14 protein-coding genes are annotated in these 19,306 nt (G+C 36.4%); 4 read left to right on the top strand and 10 right to left on the bottom strand.

Annotation, left to right across the window (positions count from 1 at the left end):
- Positions 1-11: 11 nt before the first annotated feature.
- From hemL to ABWO08_RS06430, 3 genes are read right to left on the bottom strand one after another with little or no spacing between them, the layout of a single operon-like run.
- The gene (gene hemL / locus ABWO08_RS06440) at positions 12-1,298 is read right to left on the bottom strand and encodes a glutamate-1-semialdehyde 2,1-aminomutase (protein ID WP_353084443.1); all 1,287 of its coding nucleotides are present in this window, start codon (positions 1,296-1,298) and stop codon (positions 12-14) included.
- Between the two features lie 19 nt (positions 1,299-1,317).
- Entirely contained in the window at positions 1,318-2,226 is a 909-nt protein-coding gene (locus ABWO08_RS06435) for a glucosaminidase domain-containing protein (RefSeq protein ID WP_353084441.1), read from the bottom strand.
- Positions 2,219-3,121 (bottom strand): 1-aminocyclopropane-1-carboxylate deaminase/D-cysteine desulfhydrase, encoded by a 903-nt coding sequence (locus ABWO08_RS06430; protein WP_353084439.1) that lies wholly within the window; start codon positions 3,119-3,121, stop codon positions 2,219-2,221. Before ABWO08_RS06430 ends, ABWO08_RS06435 begins: the two co-directional genes overlap by 8 nt.
- Before the next feature lie 126 nt (positions 3,122-3,247).
- Here ABWO08_RS06430 and ABWO08_RS06425 point away from each other — a divergent pair, with 126 nt between their 5' ends.
- From ABWO08_RS06425 to pheT, 3 genes are all read left to right on the top strand, one after another.
- The gene (locus tag ABWO08_RS06425) at positions 3,248-3,427 is read left to right on the top strand and encodes a C1orf53 family protein (RefSeq protein ID WP_353084437.1); all 180 of its coding nucleotides are present in this window, start codon (positions 3,248-3,250) and stop codon (positions 3,425-3,427) included.
- A gap of 20 nt (positions 3,428-3,447) precedes the next feature.
- Positions 3,448-5,424, top strand: a complete 1,977-nt coding sequence (hutU, locus tag ABWO08_RS06420; RefSeq protein ID WP_353084435.1) for a urocanate hydratase — start codon at positions 3,448-3,450, stop codon at positions 5,422-5,424.
- A 78-nt stretch (positions 5,425-5,502) separates the two neighbouring features.
- A complete protein-coding gene (gene pheT / locus ABWO08_RS06415; protein WP_353084433.1) occupies positions 5,503-7,923 on the top strand; it encodes a phenylalanine--tRNA ligase subunit beta in 2,421 nt (806 codons plus the stop codon).
- 153 nt (positions 7,924-8,076) lie between these two features.
- Here pheT and rpsA read toward each other — a convergent pair whose 3' ends face one another.
- On the bottom strand, positions 8,077-9,849 hold the full coding sequence (gene rpsA / locus ABWO08_RS06410) for a 30S ribosomal protein S1 (protein ID WP_353084431.1): 1,773 nt from the start codon (positions 9,847-9,849) through the stop codon (positions 8,077-8,079).
- Between the two features lie 363 nt (positions 9,850-10,212).
- On the opposite strand from rpsA, the gene ABWO08_RS06405 reads away from it, so the two are divergent.
- Complete coding sequence (locus tag ABWO08_RS06405) at positions 10,213-10,737, top strand: DUF4136 domain-containing protein (RefSeq protein ID WP_353084430.1); 525 nt, start codon at positions 10,213-10,215, stop codon at positions 10,735-10,737.
- A gap of 48 nt (positions 10,738-10,785) precedes the next feature.
- Here ABWO08_RS06405 and ABWO08_RS06400 read toward each other — a convergent pair whose 3' ends face one another.
- The 6 genes from ABWO08_RS06400 to paaZ form a co-directional block, all read right to left on the bottom strand.
- A complete protein-coding gene (locus ABWO08_RS06400) occupies positions 10,786-12,852 on the bottom strand; it encodes an alpha-ketoacid dehydrogenase subunit alpha/beta (protein ID WP_353084428.1) in 2,067 nt (688 codons plus the stop codon).
- Between the two features lie 39 nt (positions 12,853-12,891).
- Entirely contained in the window at positions 12,892-13,947 is a 1,056-nt protein-coding gene (locus ABWO08_RS06395; RefSeq protein WP_353084426.1) for a branched-chain amino acid aminotransferase, read from the bottom strand.
- Positions 13,948-13,962: 15 nt separating this feature from the next.
- Positions 13,963-15,243 (bottom strand): dihydrolipoamide acetyltransferase family protein, encoded by a 1,281-nt coding sequence (locus ABWO08_RS06390; RefSeq protein WP_353084424.1) that lies wholly within the window; start codon positions 15,241-15,243, stop codon positions 13,963-13,965.
- Positions 15,240-15,836, bottom strand: coding sequence for an acyltransferase (locus tag ABWO08_RS06385; RefSeq protein ID WP_353084422.1), 597 nt, complete (start codon positions 15,834-15,836; stop codon positions 15,240-15,242). Before ABWO08_RS06385 ends, ABWO08_RS06390 begins: the two co-directional genes overlap by 4 nt.
- 72 nt (positions 15,837-15,908) lie before the next feature.
- A complete protein-coding gene (locus ABWO08_RS06380) occupies positions 15,909-16,658 on the bottom strand; it encodes an enoyl-CoA hydratase/isomerase family protein (RefSeq protein WP_353084420.1) in 750 nt (249 codons plus the stop codon).
- Positions 16,659-16,751: 93 nt separating this feature from the next.
- Positions 16,752-19,247 carry a phenylacetic acid degradation bifunctional protein PaaZ gene (gene paaZ / locus ABWO08_RS06375; RefSeq protein ID WP_353084418.1) on the bottom strand — a complete coding sequence of 832 codons (2,496 nt, stop codon included), beginning with the start codon at positions 19,245-19,247 and terminating at the stop codon, positions 16,752-16,754.
- Positions 19,248-19,306 lie beyond the last annotated feature (59 nt).

Raw genomic sequence — 19,306 nt, 5'->3', positions numbered from 1 at the left:
AATAAAGTTGATTAAAAAGTCTTCGAAACTTTATCTATGGCATTAATAGTAAAATCTAAATCTTCATAAGTTAACGCATCAGTTATAAACCATGTTTCATAGGCAGAAGGCGCAATGTAAACGCCCTCTTTTAATAAGCCATGAAAAAACTTTTTGAAGGTTTCATTATCGCCACTTTTAGCTGTTTGAAAATCTACCACCGGACTCGCATCAAAATGCACCGAAATCATAGATCCAACTCTATTGATGGTATAAACAACTCCGTTTTGAGTAAGCACTTTATGTATTCCAGCTTCTAGGTAGGCCGTCTTTTTATCTAAATTTTCAAATAAATTAGCATCTGTATTTATAGCTTGTAACATGGCCAATCCGGCAGCCATAGCCAACGGATTTCCTGATAATGTTCCCGCTTGATACACAGGGCCAACCGGAGCTAAATAGTTCATGATTTCATTTCTTGCAGCAAAAGCACCCACAGGCAAACCACCTCCAATTACTTTTCCGAAACAAACAATATCTGCCTTGATATTATATAATTCTTGAACGCCTCCTTTTGCCAATCGGAAGCCAGTCATCACCTCATCAAAAATCAACAATGAATTGTTTTCTGTACATAATGCTTTTAATCCTTCTAAAAATCCAGGTAACGGTGGCACACAACCCATGTTTCCGGCAACGGGCTCCACAATTAAGGCTGCAATTTGGTTTTTATTTGATTCAAATAAATTTCGAACGCTATCTAAATCATTGTAATTTGCCAACAAAGTATCTTGTGCTGTCCCGGGAGTAACACCTGGACTATTTGGAGTTCCAAAAGTACTTGCTCCACTTCCCGCCTGAATTAAAAACGAGTCGGAATGACCGTGGTAACAACCTGCAAATTTTATTATTTTGTTTCGATTCGTAAATCCACGAGCCAAACGAATAGCGCTCATACAAGCCTCGGTACCCGAGTTTACAAAGCGTATTTTATCAATATTCGGAACCATTGAAACCGCCAATTGTGCAATTTGGGTTTCTAACTCAGTTGGCATTCCAAAAGAAGTTCCGCTTTTAGATCTTTCGGTTATGGCATCAATTACGGGTTGGTATGCATGACCTAAAATCATAGGACCCCAAGAATTGATGTAATCGATTAATTTATTTCCGTCTTCGTCAAATAAATAAGCTCCTTTCGCACTTTTTACAAAAATAGGCGTTCCTCCCACTCCTTTAAATGCTCTAACTGGAGAGTTTACTCCACCTGGAATTACTTTTTCTGCATCAGCAAACAACTGACTACTTCTTTGGTATAACATATAATTGGTATGCTGAATTTTATTTTACTATTAATTTTTGGCCAATAGCTATTCCAAAATCTGGAATATTATTTTTCTTTTTCAAATCCTCTACAGAGATATTATATTTTTTTGAAATTGAATACAAAGTATCTCCTTTAATTACTTCATGTAAATCAGAAGAAGGTTCAGCAACAGAAGTTTTGTTTTCAACTGAACTAACTGCAGTTGGAACATATTCTTTTCCTAATACTTCGGCGTCATATTTTTGCAATTGATAGCGCTCAATTAATCCAATTAGTTTAGTTGGATACGCAACATCGGTAGCATAACCGGCGTCTTTCAACCCTTGTGCCCAAGATTTATAATCGTCTTTTTCTAATTTAAATAATTTTGAATACCGTTCTCTAGAAGTCAAAAACAAGGAATGATCACGGTACGATTCATTGGGTTCGGAGTATTTTCTAAAACACTCTTGTTCGGTATCATCATCATAATTTACACTTGGTCCGTTCCACTCTTTATGACATTTTATTCCAAAATGATTATTGGCTTGAATACTCAACGGGCCTGTACCCGCTCCTGATTCTAGAATTCCTTGCCCTAAAGTGATACTTGCCGGAATACCATAATCAATCATGTCTTTCTTGGCAATTTCTTTGTATTTTTCAATGTATTCTAAAACCATTGCCGTGGTAACTTTTACCCTAGTTGTAGCAGCAAGAACTTCGGTAGAATTAGCCGTTTTTGTAGAATTATCAAGAGGTGATTCTACGGTGTTTACAGATTGCGGTTTAGTTTCAGCAACGGGTTCGGCTGTCTTAACCACAGTTTTTACAGCCGATTTGGCTGGCTTTTTTTTACTTTTAGTATAGGCAATAACAGGGCGATTAGAGCCACAAGCTGTAGCTATAATTAGAGTCAACCCAAAAACTATTTTCTTAATCATCAAATTGTATTGTTTGTAATTTCTTGTTTTTCAATTGTAAATTCATTCCTGCCACTCCTTGCAATCCTCCGGTATGAATAAGAAGAATTTTAGCGTTTTTTGGAAAATAATTCTTTTGTATTAAATCGATAACGCCAAAAACCATCTTTCCAGTATAAATGGGATCCAACGGAATTTTATTTTTTTTGTAAAACGAATTAATAAATTCAATTAGTTCACTCGTTACTTTTCCGTATCCACCAAAATGATACTTATTTATTAAACTGAAATTATCTTTTTTGGCAAAATTACGAATATCTTTTTGTAAAAAATCTCCTATTAACGCCGGAAATCCTAAAACTTTTTGTCCTTGAAAACTACTGTTTATCAATCCCGAAATGGTGCCTCCAGTGCCTACTGCGCAACAAATAAAATCATAATCCTCGTCTGCCTTAGTTAAAATTTCTTCGCATCCATTCACGGCAAATTCATTTGTTCCGCCCTCCGGGATCAAATAAAAGGATTCGTGTTTTTCTCTTAATTTTTCAACGAAATTGGCTGTATCTTTCAGTCGATAAGCGTCTCTTGAAACAAACTCAAATTTCATACCACAATCTTGAGCAAACTGCAATGTTGGATTTTCATTTATTTTAGACTCTAATTCCTCCCCTCGAATCACACCAACAGTTTGAAATCCGTTTTCTTTTCCTGCAAATGCTGTTGCTGCAATATGATTGGAATAAGCTCCGCCAAAAGTGAGCAACGTGTGCTGATTTTCTTTTTTTGCTTGAAGCAAATTGTATTTTAATTTTCGAAATTTATTTCCAGAAACAAAAGGATGAATCAAATCTTCACGTCGGATAAATACCTTTACCGAAGCATTGTCAACTTGTATTTCTTGGGTTAAAACTTCCAATTCATTTATTTTTTACAAAGTTACGAATCGTTGGCCCTATTTGAATAGAATTTATAGTAATTTTAATACAAAAAATTATTAATTAGAAATGCAAAATAGTATTTCTAAGTTGCTAAATTTGTAGCTATGAAGGAAGACAAAGAAGAAGTAAAACTAATTGAAGGCGAAGATTATTATCTTGCACCAGAAGGCTATAAAGTATTTACTGAAAAATACCACTTAAAACGCGGCCATTGCTGCCGAAGTGGCTGTCGTCATTGTCCATACGGATTCGACAAAAAAACGGGAACTATTATTAGAAAATAAGAAAACAACAAGCTCAAAATATGACTTTCAAAGAAGAAATACTTCAAGGAATTCCATCCGAATTACCGAATGTAAAACCTTATGAAACAGAAATAAATCATGCGCCTAAGCGAAAAGAGATTCTTTCTGCCGAAGAAAAAAAACTAGCTTTAAAAAATGCCTTGCGCTATTTTGATGCTAAACAACATGCCACTTTATTACCTGAATTCAAACAAGAATTAGAAACCTACGGTCGCATTTACATGTACCGTTATCGACCAGATTATAAAATATTTGCACGTCCTATTTCTGAATATCCTGGAAAAAGCGAGCAGGCAAAAGCCATCATGTTAATGATTCAAAACAACTTGGATCATGCTGTTGCTCAACATCCACACGAATTAATTACCTATGGTGGTAATGGCGCGGTGTTCCAAAACTGGGCACAATACCGATTAACAATGAGTTATTTAGCCGAAATGACCGACGAGCAAACTTTGGTTATGTATTCTGGGCATCCAATGGGATTATTTCCTTCACACAAAGAGGCGCCAAGAGTAGTTGTTACAAACGGCATGGTGATTCCGAATTATTCCAAGCCAGACGATTGGGAAAAAATGAATGCTTTAGGGGTTTCTCAGTATGGCCAAATGACCGCTGGAAGTTATATGTATATCGGTCCGCAGGGAATTGTTCACGGAACTACCATTACGGTTTTGAACGGTTTTAGAAAAATTAATAAATCACCTAAAGGTGGCTTATTTGTAACTTCAGGATTAGGCGGAATGTCGGGGGCGCAACCTAAAGCCGGAAACATTGCAGGTTGTGTAACCATTTGTGCAGAAGTAAATCCGAAGATTACCCACATTAGACATTCGCAAGGCTGGATAAACGAAATCATTGATGACATTGAAAAACTGGTTCCGCGAGTTAAAACAGCAATAGAAAATAAAGAAGTTGTTTCGATTGCCTATTTAGGAAACGTGGTGGATGTATGGGAACGATTGGATCAAGAAAATGTAACTATAGATTTGGGTTCCGATCAAACATCCCTTCATAATCCTTGGGCTGGCGGTTATTATCCAATTGGATATAGCTTCGAAGAATCGAATGAATTGATGGCAAATAATCCTGAAAAATTTAAAGAAGAAGTTCAAAAAACCTTACGTCGTCATGCAACAGCAATTAATAAGCACACCGCAAAGGGCACTTATTTCTTTGACTATGGAAATGCCTTTTTATTGGAAGCATCAAGAGCTGGAGCCGATGTTTTTGCAGAAAACCACATCGATTTTAAATACAATAGTTATGTTCAAGACATTATGGGGCCGATGTGTTTTGACTATGGATTTGGCCCATTTAGATGGGTTTGCGCATCTGGAAATCCAGATGATTTAGCTAAAACGGATCAAATTGCTTGTGAGGTATTAGAAGCAATGATGCAAAATTCTCCGGAAGAAATTCAACAGCAAATGGCCGATAATATCCAATGGATTAAAGGTGCTCAAGAAAATAAATTGGTCGTTGGTTCGCAAGCGCGAATTCTGTATGCCGATGCCGAAGGAAGAATGAAAATTGCTGAAGCGTTTAACCAAGCTATCGCACGAGGTGAAATTGGTTATGTAATTTTGGGGCGTGATCACCACGACGTTTCCGGAACGGATTCTCCTTATAGAGAAACTTCCAATATTTATGATGGTTCTCGTTTTACTGCCGATATGGCAATTCAAAATGTTATTGGAGACAGCTTCCGTGGTGCAACTTGGGTGTCTATTCACAATGGTGGTGGCGTTGGCTGGGGCGAAGTAATCAACGGAGGTTTCGGAATGCTACTAGACGGAACGAAAGAAGCTTCCAAACGATTGGAATCAATGCTTTTTTGGGATGTCAACAACGGAATTTCAAGAAGAAGTTGGGCACGAAATGAAGGAGCAATTTTTGCAATTAAAAGAGCCATGGAAGCGCAACCGTTGTTAAAAGTTACCCTTCCTAATTTAGTAGACGAAAATTTACTTTAGTATTTAAAAATAGAAAAATATATTTTAATGTAAAAGGTACAATATGTATCTTTGAAGCCTCAAATAGCAATCAATCAAATGAAGATTTCATACAACTGGTTAAAACAATTTTTAAAAATAGATGCTCCTTCTGAAGAAGTTTCAAACATCCTAACCGATTTAGGACTTGAAGTAGAAATGGTTGAAAAATACCAATCGGTTAAAGGGGGCCTAGAAGGCGTAGTTGTAGGTCACGTATTGACTTGCGAAAAACACCCTGATGCAGATAGATTAAAAATAACCACCGTAGATCTTGGAACAGGAACTCCTGTTCAAATTGTATGTGGCGCAAGCAATGTGGCTGCAGGACAAAAAGTTCCTGTTGCGACAATTGGCACCAAACTATTTGACAAAGAAGGCGAAGCATTTGAAATCAAAAAAGGAAAAATTCGTGGGCAAGAAAGTCACGGAATGATTTGTGCCGAAGACGAACTAGGACTTGGAACAAGCCACGAGGGAATTATGATATTGGACGAAAAACTAGTTCCAGGAACTCCTGCCGCTAAAGTTTTTAATATTGAAAATGATGAAGTTTTTGAAATTGGATTGACTCCAAATCGAGCAGATGCCATGTCACACATGGGAGTTGCTAGAGATTTAAGAGCAGGGTTACTTCAAAGAAATGCTTCTTTAGAATTAATAACTCCTTCAGTTTCTTCATTTAAAATAGACAAAAGAACTCTTAAAATTGATGTTAATGTAGCCGATTCTAAATTAGTTCCTCATTATTGTGGGGTAACCATTTCTGGAATTACAATTAAAGAATCTCCAAGATGGTTACAAAACCGATTGAAAGCAATTGGACTTACTCCAAAAAATAATGTAATCGATGTGACTAATTATGTGTTACACGAATTAGGACAACCGCTTCATGCATTTGATGCTTCTCAAATAAACGGGAAAATAAATGTGAAAACCGTTGCTACAGGAACAAAATTCATAACTCTTGACGGAATTGAACGAACGCTTCATGAAGAAGACATCATGATTTGCGATGAAAACGAACCATTATGTATTGCCGGTGTTTTTGGCGGAAAAAATTCGGGAGTATCTGAAAGCACAACAGCTATCTTTTTGGAAAGTGCGTATTTCAATCCGGTGGCAATTAGAAAAACTGCCAAAAGACATGGTTTAAGTACCGATGCATCATTCCGTTTTGAAAGAGGAATAGATCCTGAAATTACAGAATATGCACTAAAGCGTGCTGCCTTATTAATACTTGAAGTTGCAGGTGGTGAAATTACTTCCGATGTTGTTGATATATACCCCAAAAAACTAGAGGGATTTTCTGTTTTCTTAAACTATGAAAAAACATTCAAATTAATAGGACAAGAATTACCAAAAGAAACTATCAAAAAAATTGTTTCTACTTTAGATATTAAAGTAAACAGCACTTCTGATGCAGGTCTTGGTTTACAAATTCCGGCCTACCGTGTGGATGTTCAAAGAGAAGTAGATGTTATTGAAGAAATTCTAAGAGTTTATGGATACAATAACATTCATATTCCAGATAAATTAACTGCAACCATATCTAATTCTCCTAGAACGGAGGATTATAAAGTGCAAAATGTTATTGCCAATCAATTGAATTCACTAGGATTTCATGAAATGATGGCCAATTCGTTAACCACTCCTGATTATATAAAATTGTCCGAGCAGTTAAAAGAAGAACATAATGTTACGATACTTAATCCATTGAGCAACGATTTATCTACTATGAGACAATCGATGTTATTTTCTGGACTTGAGGCTATTTCGTATAACATCAACAGAAAAAGTAGTGATTTAAAATTATTTGAATTTGGAAAAAGCTACCGCAATTTAGTTAATGGCTATAGTGAAAAGAAACACCTTACATTATTTACTACTGGAAACCGAACTGCAGAAACTTGGACTAACGCACAAAAACCATCTGATTTCTTTTTATTTAAAGGATATGTATGCACTATTTTATCTCGATTAGGAATTGATTCTATTCAGAATACTCCAGTTTCAAATGATGTATTTGCAGAAGGAATTGGATTTGCATTAGGCAAAGATATTTTGGTTGAAATGGGGACGGTAAAAAAATCGATTACCAAACATTTTGACATTAAGCAGGAAGTTTTTTATGCCGAGTTCCAATGGGATTTAATTTTAAAAGCATTATCAAATAAAATTAAATTTACTCCTATCCCTAAATATCCAGAAGTGCGAAGAGATTTTGCATTATTAGTAGACGCAAATGTAGCATTTGAATCAATTTATAAAGTTGCAATTCAAACGGAAAAATCACTTCTTAAAAACATCAATTTATTTGATGTATATGAAGGTAAGAATTTGCCAGAAGGCAAAAAATCGTATGCGGTAAGTTTCACTATTCAAGATACAACTAAAACACTAACCGATACACAGATTGATAAAATCATGAGCAAATTACAAACTAATTTTGAAAGTGAATTAGGAGCTCAATTAAGATAAAACATTTAAACTATATTTATAAAAAACACTCCAAGATTGGAGTGTTTTTTTATGATTAATTTTCGATACATAAAAAAAGCGTTACCAAAGTAACCTGAAATAGATGGAAGTTTTCAATTGGCCTCGCTTTTAAAATATAATTAGAATAAGAGATTATTTACCTCCTTTTTCCATTTTAGCTTTTAATTCAGCAAGAATATCATTGTTATCTCCTAAAGTTGAAGCTTGATTATTACTGTTTGCAGCAGCAACAGATTCTGTAGCAGCTTTAACATTTTTCTCTTCTTCTTCTCTAAAGATTGCAGTATGCGAAGCAACTACTCTTTTGAATTCTTTATTGAACTCGATAACTTTGAAATCAGCTACATCGCCTTTTTTCAATTTTTTACCGTCTTCTTTTTCTAAGTGACGCGTTGGAATAAATGCAACTACATCATCTCCAAAATCTACAGTAGCACCTTTGTCAACGATTTCAGCAATTGTTCCGTTGTGGATTGTTCCAACAGCGAAAGCAGCTTCATGTTTGTCCCAAGGATTAGCAGTAGTTTGTTTGTGACCTAAAGATAATTTACGACCTTCAACATCTAATTCTAATACTACTACTTCTAACTTATCTCCAACATTTACAAACTCAGATGGATGCTTGATTTTTTTAGTCCAAGATAAATCAGAAATGTAAACTAAACCGTCAATACCTTCTTCTAATTCAACGAAAATACCAAAGTTAGTAAAGTTTCTAACGATTCCTGTATGTTTAGAAGCTATTGGGTATTTAGCAGTAATATCTGTCCAAGGATCTTGAGTTAATTGTTTGATACCTAAAGACATTTTTCTTTCGTCTCTATCTAAAGTTAAAACAACAGCTTCAACTACATCACCAACTTTAACAAAATCTTGAGCACTTCTTAAGTGAGTAGACCAAGACATTTCAGAAACGTGAATTAATCCTTCTACACCTTCAGCAACTTCAATGAAAGCTCCGTAATCAGCAATAACTACTACTTTACCTTTCACTTTGTCACCAACTTTAAGTTCAGCTCCAAGAGCATCCCATGGGTGCGCGTTTAATTGTTTTAAACCTAATTGGATTCTTGTTTTCTCATCATCAAAATCAAGAATAACAACATTTAATTTTTGGTCTAATTCAAGAACTTCACTTGGGTGATTAATTCTTGACCAAGAAAGGTCTGTAATGTGGATTAATCCATCTACACCACCTAAGTCAATAAACACACCATAAGAAGTAATGTTTTTAACAACACCTTCTAATACTTGTCCTTTTTCTAATTGACCAATAATTTCTTTTTTCTGTACTTCTATATCTGCTTCAATAAGCGCTTTGTGAGATACAACAACATTTTTGAATTCGTGGTTGATTTTCACAACTTTAAATTCCATCATTTTGTTCACATATACATCGTAGTCACGGATTGGTTTCACATCAATTTGTGAACCTGGTAAGAATGCTTCAATTCCGAAAACATCTACAATCATACCACCTTTAGTTCTACATTTAACAAAACCTTGAACGATTTCACCAGTTTCATTTGCAGAAATAACTCTATCCCAAGATTTAATTGTTCTAGCTTTTCTGTGAGATAATACTAACTGACCTGTTTTATCCTCACGGATGTCAATTAATACTTCTACTTTGTCACCCACTTTTAAGTTAGGGTTGTAACGGAATTCGTTTAATGAAATAACACCTTCCGATTTTGCGTTGATGTCAACGATAGCATCACGATCAGTAATTCTTACTACTACACCTTCTACTACTTCTTCTTGATCAGTATCAATAAAAGTCTTTGATACTAAATCTTCAAATTCTTGTAAGTTTTTTTGATCTACTGCATCAATTCCTTCAGCGTAATTGTGCCAGTTAAATTCAGTTAAAAATGCTTGTTGTTCTTTGTTTAATTCAGACATGCTGATAAAAAATTTGTATGCTGTGCCTCTCGAGTTTCTTAATGCGGTAGAAAACGCAGCAGTGTTTTACATAAATAGTTGATTCCTAATGGAAACTCTTCTTCGCCAAAAGGATTGCAAAAGTACTACTTTTTTATAAAACAACAAAAAAAGTGGAAAGAATTTGACAGAAAAAGTGCAGAATATAATTTAAAGTAAAATATTACTTTCAGCAAAAAATTGATTTAAACAACACACCCTTGTTAATTAGTGTTAAAACTCATGAATAAATTGTTAATTAAGAAAACAAAAAGTAGTTGCAACTGATTTTTTATTAAATTTGAGATGAAATAATATTTGTATAATTTCATCAACTCTCTAATTATGAATGCAATAAAACTAGTTTCTCTATTTTTACTTTTAATTGTAACTTCATGTAGTTCGGTTAGAGTAAATGTCGATTACGACAAAAAAGCAAATTTCGACAGCTATAAAACCTACGCTTTTCTAAAAAGTGCCATCGATAAAGTTGAAATTTCCGACTTAGATAAAAAACGAATTTTACATTCTATAGATGAGGCGCTAGCCTTAAAAGGCTTTTCTAAAAGTGAAACACCCGATTTATTGGTCAGTATTTTTACTAAAGAAAATCAACGCGTAGATGTTTATAACAATTCTGGTTTTGGCTGGGGATGGGGCTGGGGCCCTGGTTTTGGAATGGGATATTCTTCGACTTATGTCACTCCCGAAGGATCTTTATTCATTGATTTATTAGACGCAAAAACTAAAGAATTAATTTGGCAAGGAGAAGGAAGTGGAAATTTAACCAAAGATGTAGAACAAAAAGACGCCCGAATTAAAGAATTTGTAGACAAAATTCTAGAACAATATCCTCCTCAAAAAAAGTAAACTAACTATCATAAAAAAACCACAACTAAGTTGTGGTTTTTTTATGATTTAATACTTTAAAAGTTCTTCCATTTTTAATCGGACCTTACCTGCATTCGGAATCATTGTGAATTCTAAGTTGCTGTTAAGCGGAATAGCTGGCATATTTTCGGAGCCGATTACCATTACAGGTGCATCCAAATGTTTGAAGCATTTTTCCTGAATTAATCCTGCCAAACTTCTAGCAAAAGAATTATTGGTAGGCTCTTCAGTCACAACCAAACATTTTTTTGTTTTCTTAACCGATTTAAAAATAGTTTCTTCGTCAAGCGGATACAAAGTACGCAAATCGATAATTTCAATTCGCTGTTTGTCATTCTGAGCTTGTCGAAGAATCTCTGCAGATGCATTTAAAGCCCAATGCACTCCCATTCCGTAGGTAATTACCGAAATTGTTTCTTCCGTTTCTTGCTCCCAAATTTCTTGCACCACATTCGCTTTTCCAAAAGGTAAAACATAATCTTCGTTTGGCTCATTAACTCGAGCAGCATCAGTGCCTTTCACTTTACTCCAATACAAACCTTTATGTTCTAAAATTACAACCGGATTTGGGTCGTAATACGCTGCTTTTAGGAGTCCTTTTAAGTCGGCACCATTACTTGGATAGGCAATTTTGATTCCACGGATATTAGTTAACACACTTTCCACAGAAGAAGAATGATACGGTCCACCGCTGCCGTAAGCCCCAATTGGAACTCGCAAAATCATGCTCACAGGCCATTTTCCGTTCGACAAATAACACGAACGACTCACTTCGGTAAACAGCTGATTCAATCCAGGCCAAATGTAATCGGCAAACTGGACCTCAACAATTGGTTTCAAACCAACTGCCGACATCCCGACAGTAGAACCTACAATAAAAGCTTCCTGTATAGGTGTATTAAAAACACGATCGTCGCCAAATTTTTGAGCCAATGTTGCGGCTTCTCTAAAAACACCTCCCAATCTTCCACCTACATCTTGTCCGTAAAGCAAACATTCGGAATGTTTTTTCATTAATTCTTCCACAGCAAAAAGAGCGCAATCTACCATTACCACTTTTTCCTCACGTTCCGGATTTCGTTCTCCAACTTCTTCAGTTATTGGAGTTGGCGCAAAATCGTGCGTGAATAAATCTTCCGGCGAAGGATCTTCTGCAAGCTGTGCTTTATCAAAATCGGCTTGCACTTGGGCAACCGCTTTACTTTCAATATTTTTTATTTCTTCGGATGAAAATCCGGCATCTTCTAATTGTTTAATTAAAACCGGATATGGATCTCGAGATTTTGCTTCTTCCAAATCATCGCGATACCATTCCATTCGAACTCCCGAAGTGTGGTGATTCAACAACGGAACTTTTGCATGAACTAAAAATGGTCGACGCTCATTTCGGATGGTTTGCACCACTTTTTGAACGGCCTCATAACTTTCGGTAAAATTTGCGCCATCAATAGAAATCGCTTCTATTCCGTGAAATCCTTTGGCATATTCAAAAGCATTTTGTGCTCGTGTTTCGGCAGCATTCGCCGAAATATCCCAGCCATTATCTTGCACCAAATACAAAATTGGAAGCTGTTTTAAAGCGGCCATTTGTAGCGCCTCAGCGATTTCTCCTTCGGTAACCGAAGCATCACCAAGCGAACAAACCACAATTGGATTTTCTTGATTTTTATCTTGAATTCCTGTATTTTCTTTATACCAAAATCCCATTGCAGCTCCAGTCGCCGGAATGGCTTGCATTCCTGTTGCCGATGATTGATGCGGAATTTTAGGTTTGTCGGCATCCTTCAAACTTGGGTGGCAATAATAAGTTCGCCCACCAGAAAACGGGTCGTCTTTTTTTGCCATTAATTGCAACATCAAATCATAGGGTTGCATTCCAATTCCCAACATCATAGCATCATCTCGATAATACGGAAACGCATAATCTTGAGGCAATAATTGCATCGCCATAGCAATTTGAATGGCTTCATGTCCGCGGGAAGTAGCGTGCACATATTTTGAAACTATTTTGAAATTGTCTTCATACAAGGTTGCCATGGCTTTGGCAGTTGCCATTGTAGAGAAGGCTTTTTCTAATATTTTTTTATCTAACATTGATTCTGTTATTGTATAATTTTGGAATAAATAATTCCCTTATTTTGCTTCCACTATCCAACCAAATTCGTCTTTGATATCTTGAACTTTAATGGCGTTCAAAGTATCATTTACGAATACTGATACCGGATTGTTTTCAGGGAATTTTATAGCCAATTCATTGTTTCCAATTTCTTCTATCATGGCAATTCCAACTGCAGTTCCAGTTCCGAAGGCTTCTTCTAAAGTTCCATTATTCGATGCTTCCACAATTTCTGAAATGGTAATTGGTCTTTCTGTAACTTCATAACCTTTGCTTCGCAATAAATCAATTACACTCATTCTCGTAATTCCGGATAATATCGATCCACTTAAATCGGGAGTGATAAATTTACCTGCAATTTTTATGAAGATATTCATGGTTCCTACCTCCTGAATGTATTCGAAATTGTATGGATCCAACCACAAAACTTGATCGTACCCTTTTGCCTTTGCATATTCTGTTGGGCGAATTGCAGCCGCATAATTTCCTGCTGCCTTTGCTTCTCCGGTTCCACCATTAACGGCACGAACAAAAGTTTTTTCAGCAAACAATTTAATTTTTCTGCTATATAAAGGTCCCGCTGGAGAAGCCATCACAATAAACTTATAATTATTTGCAGCTCGCATACCAATAAATGGTTCATCTGCATACATAAAAGGTCTAATATATAAGGCGCTTCCAACTTTGCTCGGAATCCAGTTTTTTTCTAATGTCGTAAATTGTTTTAATGCTTCCACAAATAAATCTTCGGGAACTAAGGGCATTCCCATTCTATCTGCACTATGATTAAAACGTTTTGCATTTTCAATTGGGCGAAATAATAAAGCAGTTCCGTCTTTTCCTAAAGTGGCTTTCATTCCTTCAAAAATAGCTTGTCCGTAATGCAATGCCATTGCTGCAGGATGCGTCGGAATTAATTCTAGTGGCTCAATTCGTGGGTTATTCCATTGTCCGTTTTCATAATCGCAAACAAACATGTGGTCTGTAAAATTGAATCCCATTATTACATTATCCAAATCGATTTGGCTTACTTTGGATTGTGCAACTTTATTTATTTTAATGTCAAATTTCATAATCTTAATTCTGATTTATAGTGTTGTGTTTGTGTCAAATTGTTCTAAATAATCTCCAATTTTTCTTAAAAAAGAACCTCCTAAAAAGCCATCCACTACTCTGTGATCAAAGGATAGCGAAAGATACATCATACTTCTTATAGCAATTTCATCGCCCTTGGAAGTTGTGATTACTTCAGGTCTTTTTTTAATAATTCCGAGTGCTAAAATGGCCACTTCGGGTTGGTTGATAATTGGAGTTCCCATCAAACTTCCAAAAGTTCCCACATTGGAAATGGTGAAAGTGCTTCCTTGAATTTCTTCTGGTTTTAATTTGTTATTTCGAGAAGCATCGGCCAAATAATTTACATCTTTTGCTAATGCAGCTAAATCTTTTTCATTGGCATTTTTCACCACAGGAACAATTAAATTTCCGTTTGGTAAAGCCGTTGCCATTCCGATATGAATGTCGTTGTGCACGATTATATTCTTGTCGTCCACAGAAACATTAATCATTGGAAAATCTACAATTGCTTTGGCTACAGCCTGAACAAAAACAGGTGTAAAAGTCAATTTTTCGTTGTATTTCTCTTGAAATTTCTCTTTGTTTTCATTGCGCCAATTCACCAAATTTGTAACATCAACTTCAATGTAAGACGTAACATGAGGCGAAGTTTGCTTAGAATAAACCATGTGATCGGCAATCATTTTACGCATGCGATCCATCTCTACAATTCGGTCTTTTCCTTCAACAAAATTGATTTTAGGTTTCGGATAAGTAGATTTAGGTTGGCTATTCGTTGCTGGCTTACTTTGTATTGGATATTTTCTATTTTTCAAATAATTAAAAACATCACTTTTTTGCAAACGTCCTTCTGCTCCAGAACCCGGAATGCTTTGTAATTCTTCTATCGATACATTTTCCTTTTGAGCAATCGAAACAATTAAAGGCGAAATAAAAGCGTCAGAATTCGCTATGAATTTTGAGTTGTGAGTTGTGGGTTGTGGTGCTTCAACAACATTCGATTTAACAACATCTTCGTTTTTTCTGCTTCCAACTTCTGGCTTCCGACTTCCAGCTGCTTCTTCAATCAACGCCAAAACAGTTCCTACCTCAACAACAGCATCTTTCTGAAAACGGATTTCAGTAATTACTCCCGAAACGGGTGCAGGCACTTCACTATCGACTTTATCGGTAGCCACTTCTAAAATTGTTTCTTCTGCTTCGACATAATCACCCACGTTTTTAACCCAACTGATTATAGTTGCTTCGGAAATACTTTCACCCATTTTGGGCATTTTGAATTCTATTATCATTTTGATTTAAATTCTTCTAATGTTTTATAAAACGCTTCTTGTGTTGGTCGATCTGCTGGAATTTCTCGCAAAGGTTCAACCGCTTTTAAGGTATCATAACACTCTTTTGGCAATTGCTGGTACAAAGCAGTTCCTTTGGTTTTCCAATCGATCATTTCATCAGAAATATCTTTTATAATTGCAGCTGGATTACCAACCACCATTTTTCTATTTGGAATTTGTGTTCCTGCTTTAACGAAACTCAAAGCGCCCACGATACATTCATCTCCAATCGTAACGTCATCCATAATCACTGCATTCATTCCGATAAGGGAATTGGCGCCAATATTGGCTCCGTGAATAATTGCTCCGTGACCAATATGAGCTCCGGCTTTTAACACCATAGTCTTTCCTGGAAACATGTGAATCGTGCAATTTTCTTGCACATTACAACCATCTTCAATGATGATTTCACCCCAATCGCCACGAATGGCTGCACCAGGACCAACATATACATTTTTCCCAATAATAACATTCCCCGTAACCGCAGCCTGCGGATGGATGAAACTACTTTCGTGAACAACCGGTATAAATCCTTTGAATTCGTATATCATTATATTAGGTTATGGGCTCTAGGTTCTCGGTTTTAGGTTTTTTTCTTATACCTAACACCTCAAACCTTTAACCTATTTAAACTTCTTCAACGTTTCTTTTGTGAAATCAGATAAAACTAATCTTCCGCTGATAGCGGCTCTTTCGGCCAATAAATTATCCCAATCTTCGGTGCCTCTCCAAAATACTTTTTTCATTTCGAGCATGGCTTCTGGATTGTAGGTGCATAAATGTTCGGCAAAATTTTGTACTGCTTCATCCATTTCTTCAATGCTTTCAAATACTTGTGCAAACAAACCTTTCTCTTTTGCCCAATTGGCATCGTAAAAAGAATTGGCATCAATGGCAATTTGTGACATGGCAGAAACGCCCATCTTTCTTTCGATAGCAGGTGATACCACGAAAGGTCCGATTCCGACATTTAATTCGGATAATTTTATGGCTGCAAATTTTGTAGCCATACAATAATCGGTAGCAGCAGCAATTCCTAATCCACCACCGACGGTTTTTCCTTGGATTCTTCCAATGATGAATTTCGGACATTTGCGCATTGCATTGATAACATTGGCAAAACCTGAGAAAAATACTTTCCCTGTTTCGGCATTGTTTATGGCAACTAATTCTTGAAAACTTGCTCCTGCACAAAAGGTTCTTTCTCCACCACTTTTCAGAACAATGACTTTAACTTGGTCGTTTGTTCCAGCATTGGTAATCGTTGTTGCCAATTGCGACAAAATAGTTCCGGGCAATGAGTTTTGCTCTGGATGAAAAAATTCAATCGTGGCAATGTGGTTTTCTATGTTATGTTTTACGTATGCGCTCATAATAATTTTTGATTGTTGATTGTTGATTGTTGATTGTTGATTGTTGATTTTAAATACTTCTAAAATCAAAAGTCGTTAATCTTCAATCGTTAATTATACTACTTCAAACTGTTCAAAATGATGGTTCAAATGTTTTCGTTCTAATAAATACCATTCGTAACGGTTCATATCACCAAAAACAGCATTTTTCAAAAGTGCATCTGGGTTTTGATTGAAATAAGCAAGATACTGAGAACGCGCTTGCATCATTTTTTCTTTAGCTTCCGCTATATCAGAATGCTTTAACTCGTTTATTTTTGATTTTTCGGCTAATGGAAAATCAAAATTCTGTGGCATTTTTTCATAATTGTAAAGTGTATTGTGCACTTTATCCAAAATCTTTTCGGGTGTGGTAATATCAAAATCTTGAATTTCACCCGATGCAATTCGGTAACCAAATTCCAAATGCTCTACTAAATGTTGTGCCGTCATCGTTCCCCATTTTGGTTTCGAATTTTCGGTTAATTTATTAATGCATTCTATTATTTTCTCCTCGGTCATTTCCACAAAAACTTCTTGTTTTTTCTGCACCATGGTTAAGATTGTAGCCACAGCCACCAACTCATCGTTAGTATCAAAAACTTCTACAAACCATTTTACAATTCCGCTTGGATGTTCGGCAGAAGCCACATCACGATCAACTTTTTGTTTGCAAGTCAATCGCACATAAACGGTGTCGTTGTGGTAAATTGGGCGCAAGAAACGGCATTCTTCCAATCCGTAATTGGCAGCTACCGGACCTTTATTTGGGTAAACAAACAATCCTGCTGCAGCGGCCAAAATGAAATAACCATGAGCCGTTCTTTTCTTGAAAATACTTCCGTCCAACGAAGTAATATCGGTATGGGCATAGAAATGATCCCAAGTCAAGTTAGCAAAATTTATGATATCCGTATCGGTAACCGTTCTATTGTGGGTGCGCAAAGACATTCCTGGTTGGATATCCTCCCAATGGTATTGAAACGGATGTTGTGTGATTTCTTTATAAGCTGAATTCGCTTGGTAAATTCCGGTGATTTCTGTCAACGTTTTTGGCGTACCTTGAATAGCGCAACGCTGCATGTAATGCGTAATTCCGCGAACTCCACCCATCTCTTCACCTCCACCAGCACGCCCAGGACCACCATGAACCAATAAAGGTAATGGCGAACCGTGACCGGTACTTTGTTTGGCATTTTCGCGATTAAGAACTAAAATTCTTCCGTGATGCGAAGCGGCATTTACAACATATTCTTTTGCAATAACATCCGAGTTGGTAACAATTGAAGAAACCAAAGAACCTTTACCCAATTGGGCTAATTCAACTGCTTCTTCTAAATTTTTATAAGGCATTAGCGTAGAAACTGGTCCGAAGGCCTCGGTTTCGTGAACGGCTAAATTTTGTAATGGTTTGTCTTCGCGAAGTAAAATCGGACTCACAAAAGCACCTTTAGCATCGGCACCAATTAAATTCACTTTTTCTAAATCGCCATAAACTAATTTGGCTGATTTAGATAACTCCGAAACTCTATTTTTAAGCACCTCAACTTGATCTTTACTAACCAAAGCACCCATACGCACTTCCTTCAATCTAGGATCACCAACAGTAACTTTATCCAACGATTTAGAAAGGGCATCTTGTACTTCATCAATCAACTTCTCTGGAACAATCATTCTACGAATAGCGGTACATTTTTGACCAGCTTTAACCGTGATTTCGCTCCGCGCTTGATTGATAAATAAATCAAATTCGGGTGTGCCTGGAACGGCGTCTTCGCCTAAAATGGAGGCATTCAATGAATCGGCTTCCATGGTAAACGGAACTGCTTCCTCAATAATTCTTGGATGTGCTTTTAGCAATCTTCCTGTTGCTGCCGATCCTGTAAATGTAATTACATCCTGACTTTCAACAGTGTCAAATATGTTTTTGGCTGTACCTGAAATTAATTGCAATGCGCCTTCCGGCAAAATATTAGAAGCTATAATTTCTCTCACTACGGCCTCTGTTAAGTAAGCAGTAACAGGAGCTGGCAACACAACGGCTGGCATTCCGGCCATCCAATTAACCGCACATTTTTCTAGCATTCCCCAAATTGGAAAATTGAATGCATTGATATGAATAGCAACTCCTTTTTTGGGAACCAAAATATGATGCGCCATGAAACGACCCCCTTTTGACAAATCAATTGGATCACCTTCTACATGGTACGGCTGATTGGGAAATAATTTTCGTAGCGAGGCATTCGCATATAAATTTCCGAAACCTCCTTCAATATCAATCCATGAATCAACACGAGTAGCACCGGTTCTGTAACTAATTTCGTAGAACGCTTCTTTACGTTTGGTTAAATACATCGCCAAACTTTTGATCATATTTCCGCGTTCTTGGAAGGTCATTTTGCGTAATTTTTCACCGCCTTTAGTTCTTCCGTAGTGCAAAATAGCAGGAATATCTAATCCTTCAACCGAAGTTTCTGCAATGAATTCGCCGGTTACGGCATCATAAGAAGCTTTACCCTCTCCCGTTGCCGAAGTCCATTTTCCAAGTACGTAATGTTGTGTTTTAATCATATTTTCTATTTGATTGTTGATTCAAAAAGTTCAAAATTGCTTCGCCAGTTCGAGCAAAG

The sequence above is a fragment of the Flavobacterium sp. genome, from assembly GCF_040383245.1.
In the GTDB taxonomy this organism is placed as follows: domain Bacteria; phylum Bacteroidota; class Bacteroidia; order Flavobacteriales; family Flavobacteriaceae; genus Flavobacterium.
The sequence above is the reverse complement of the archived record's forward strand: the minus strand, read 5'-3'. Positions and strand labels throughout refer to the sequence as shown.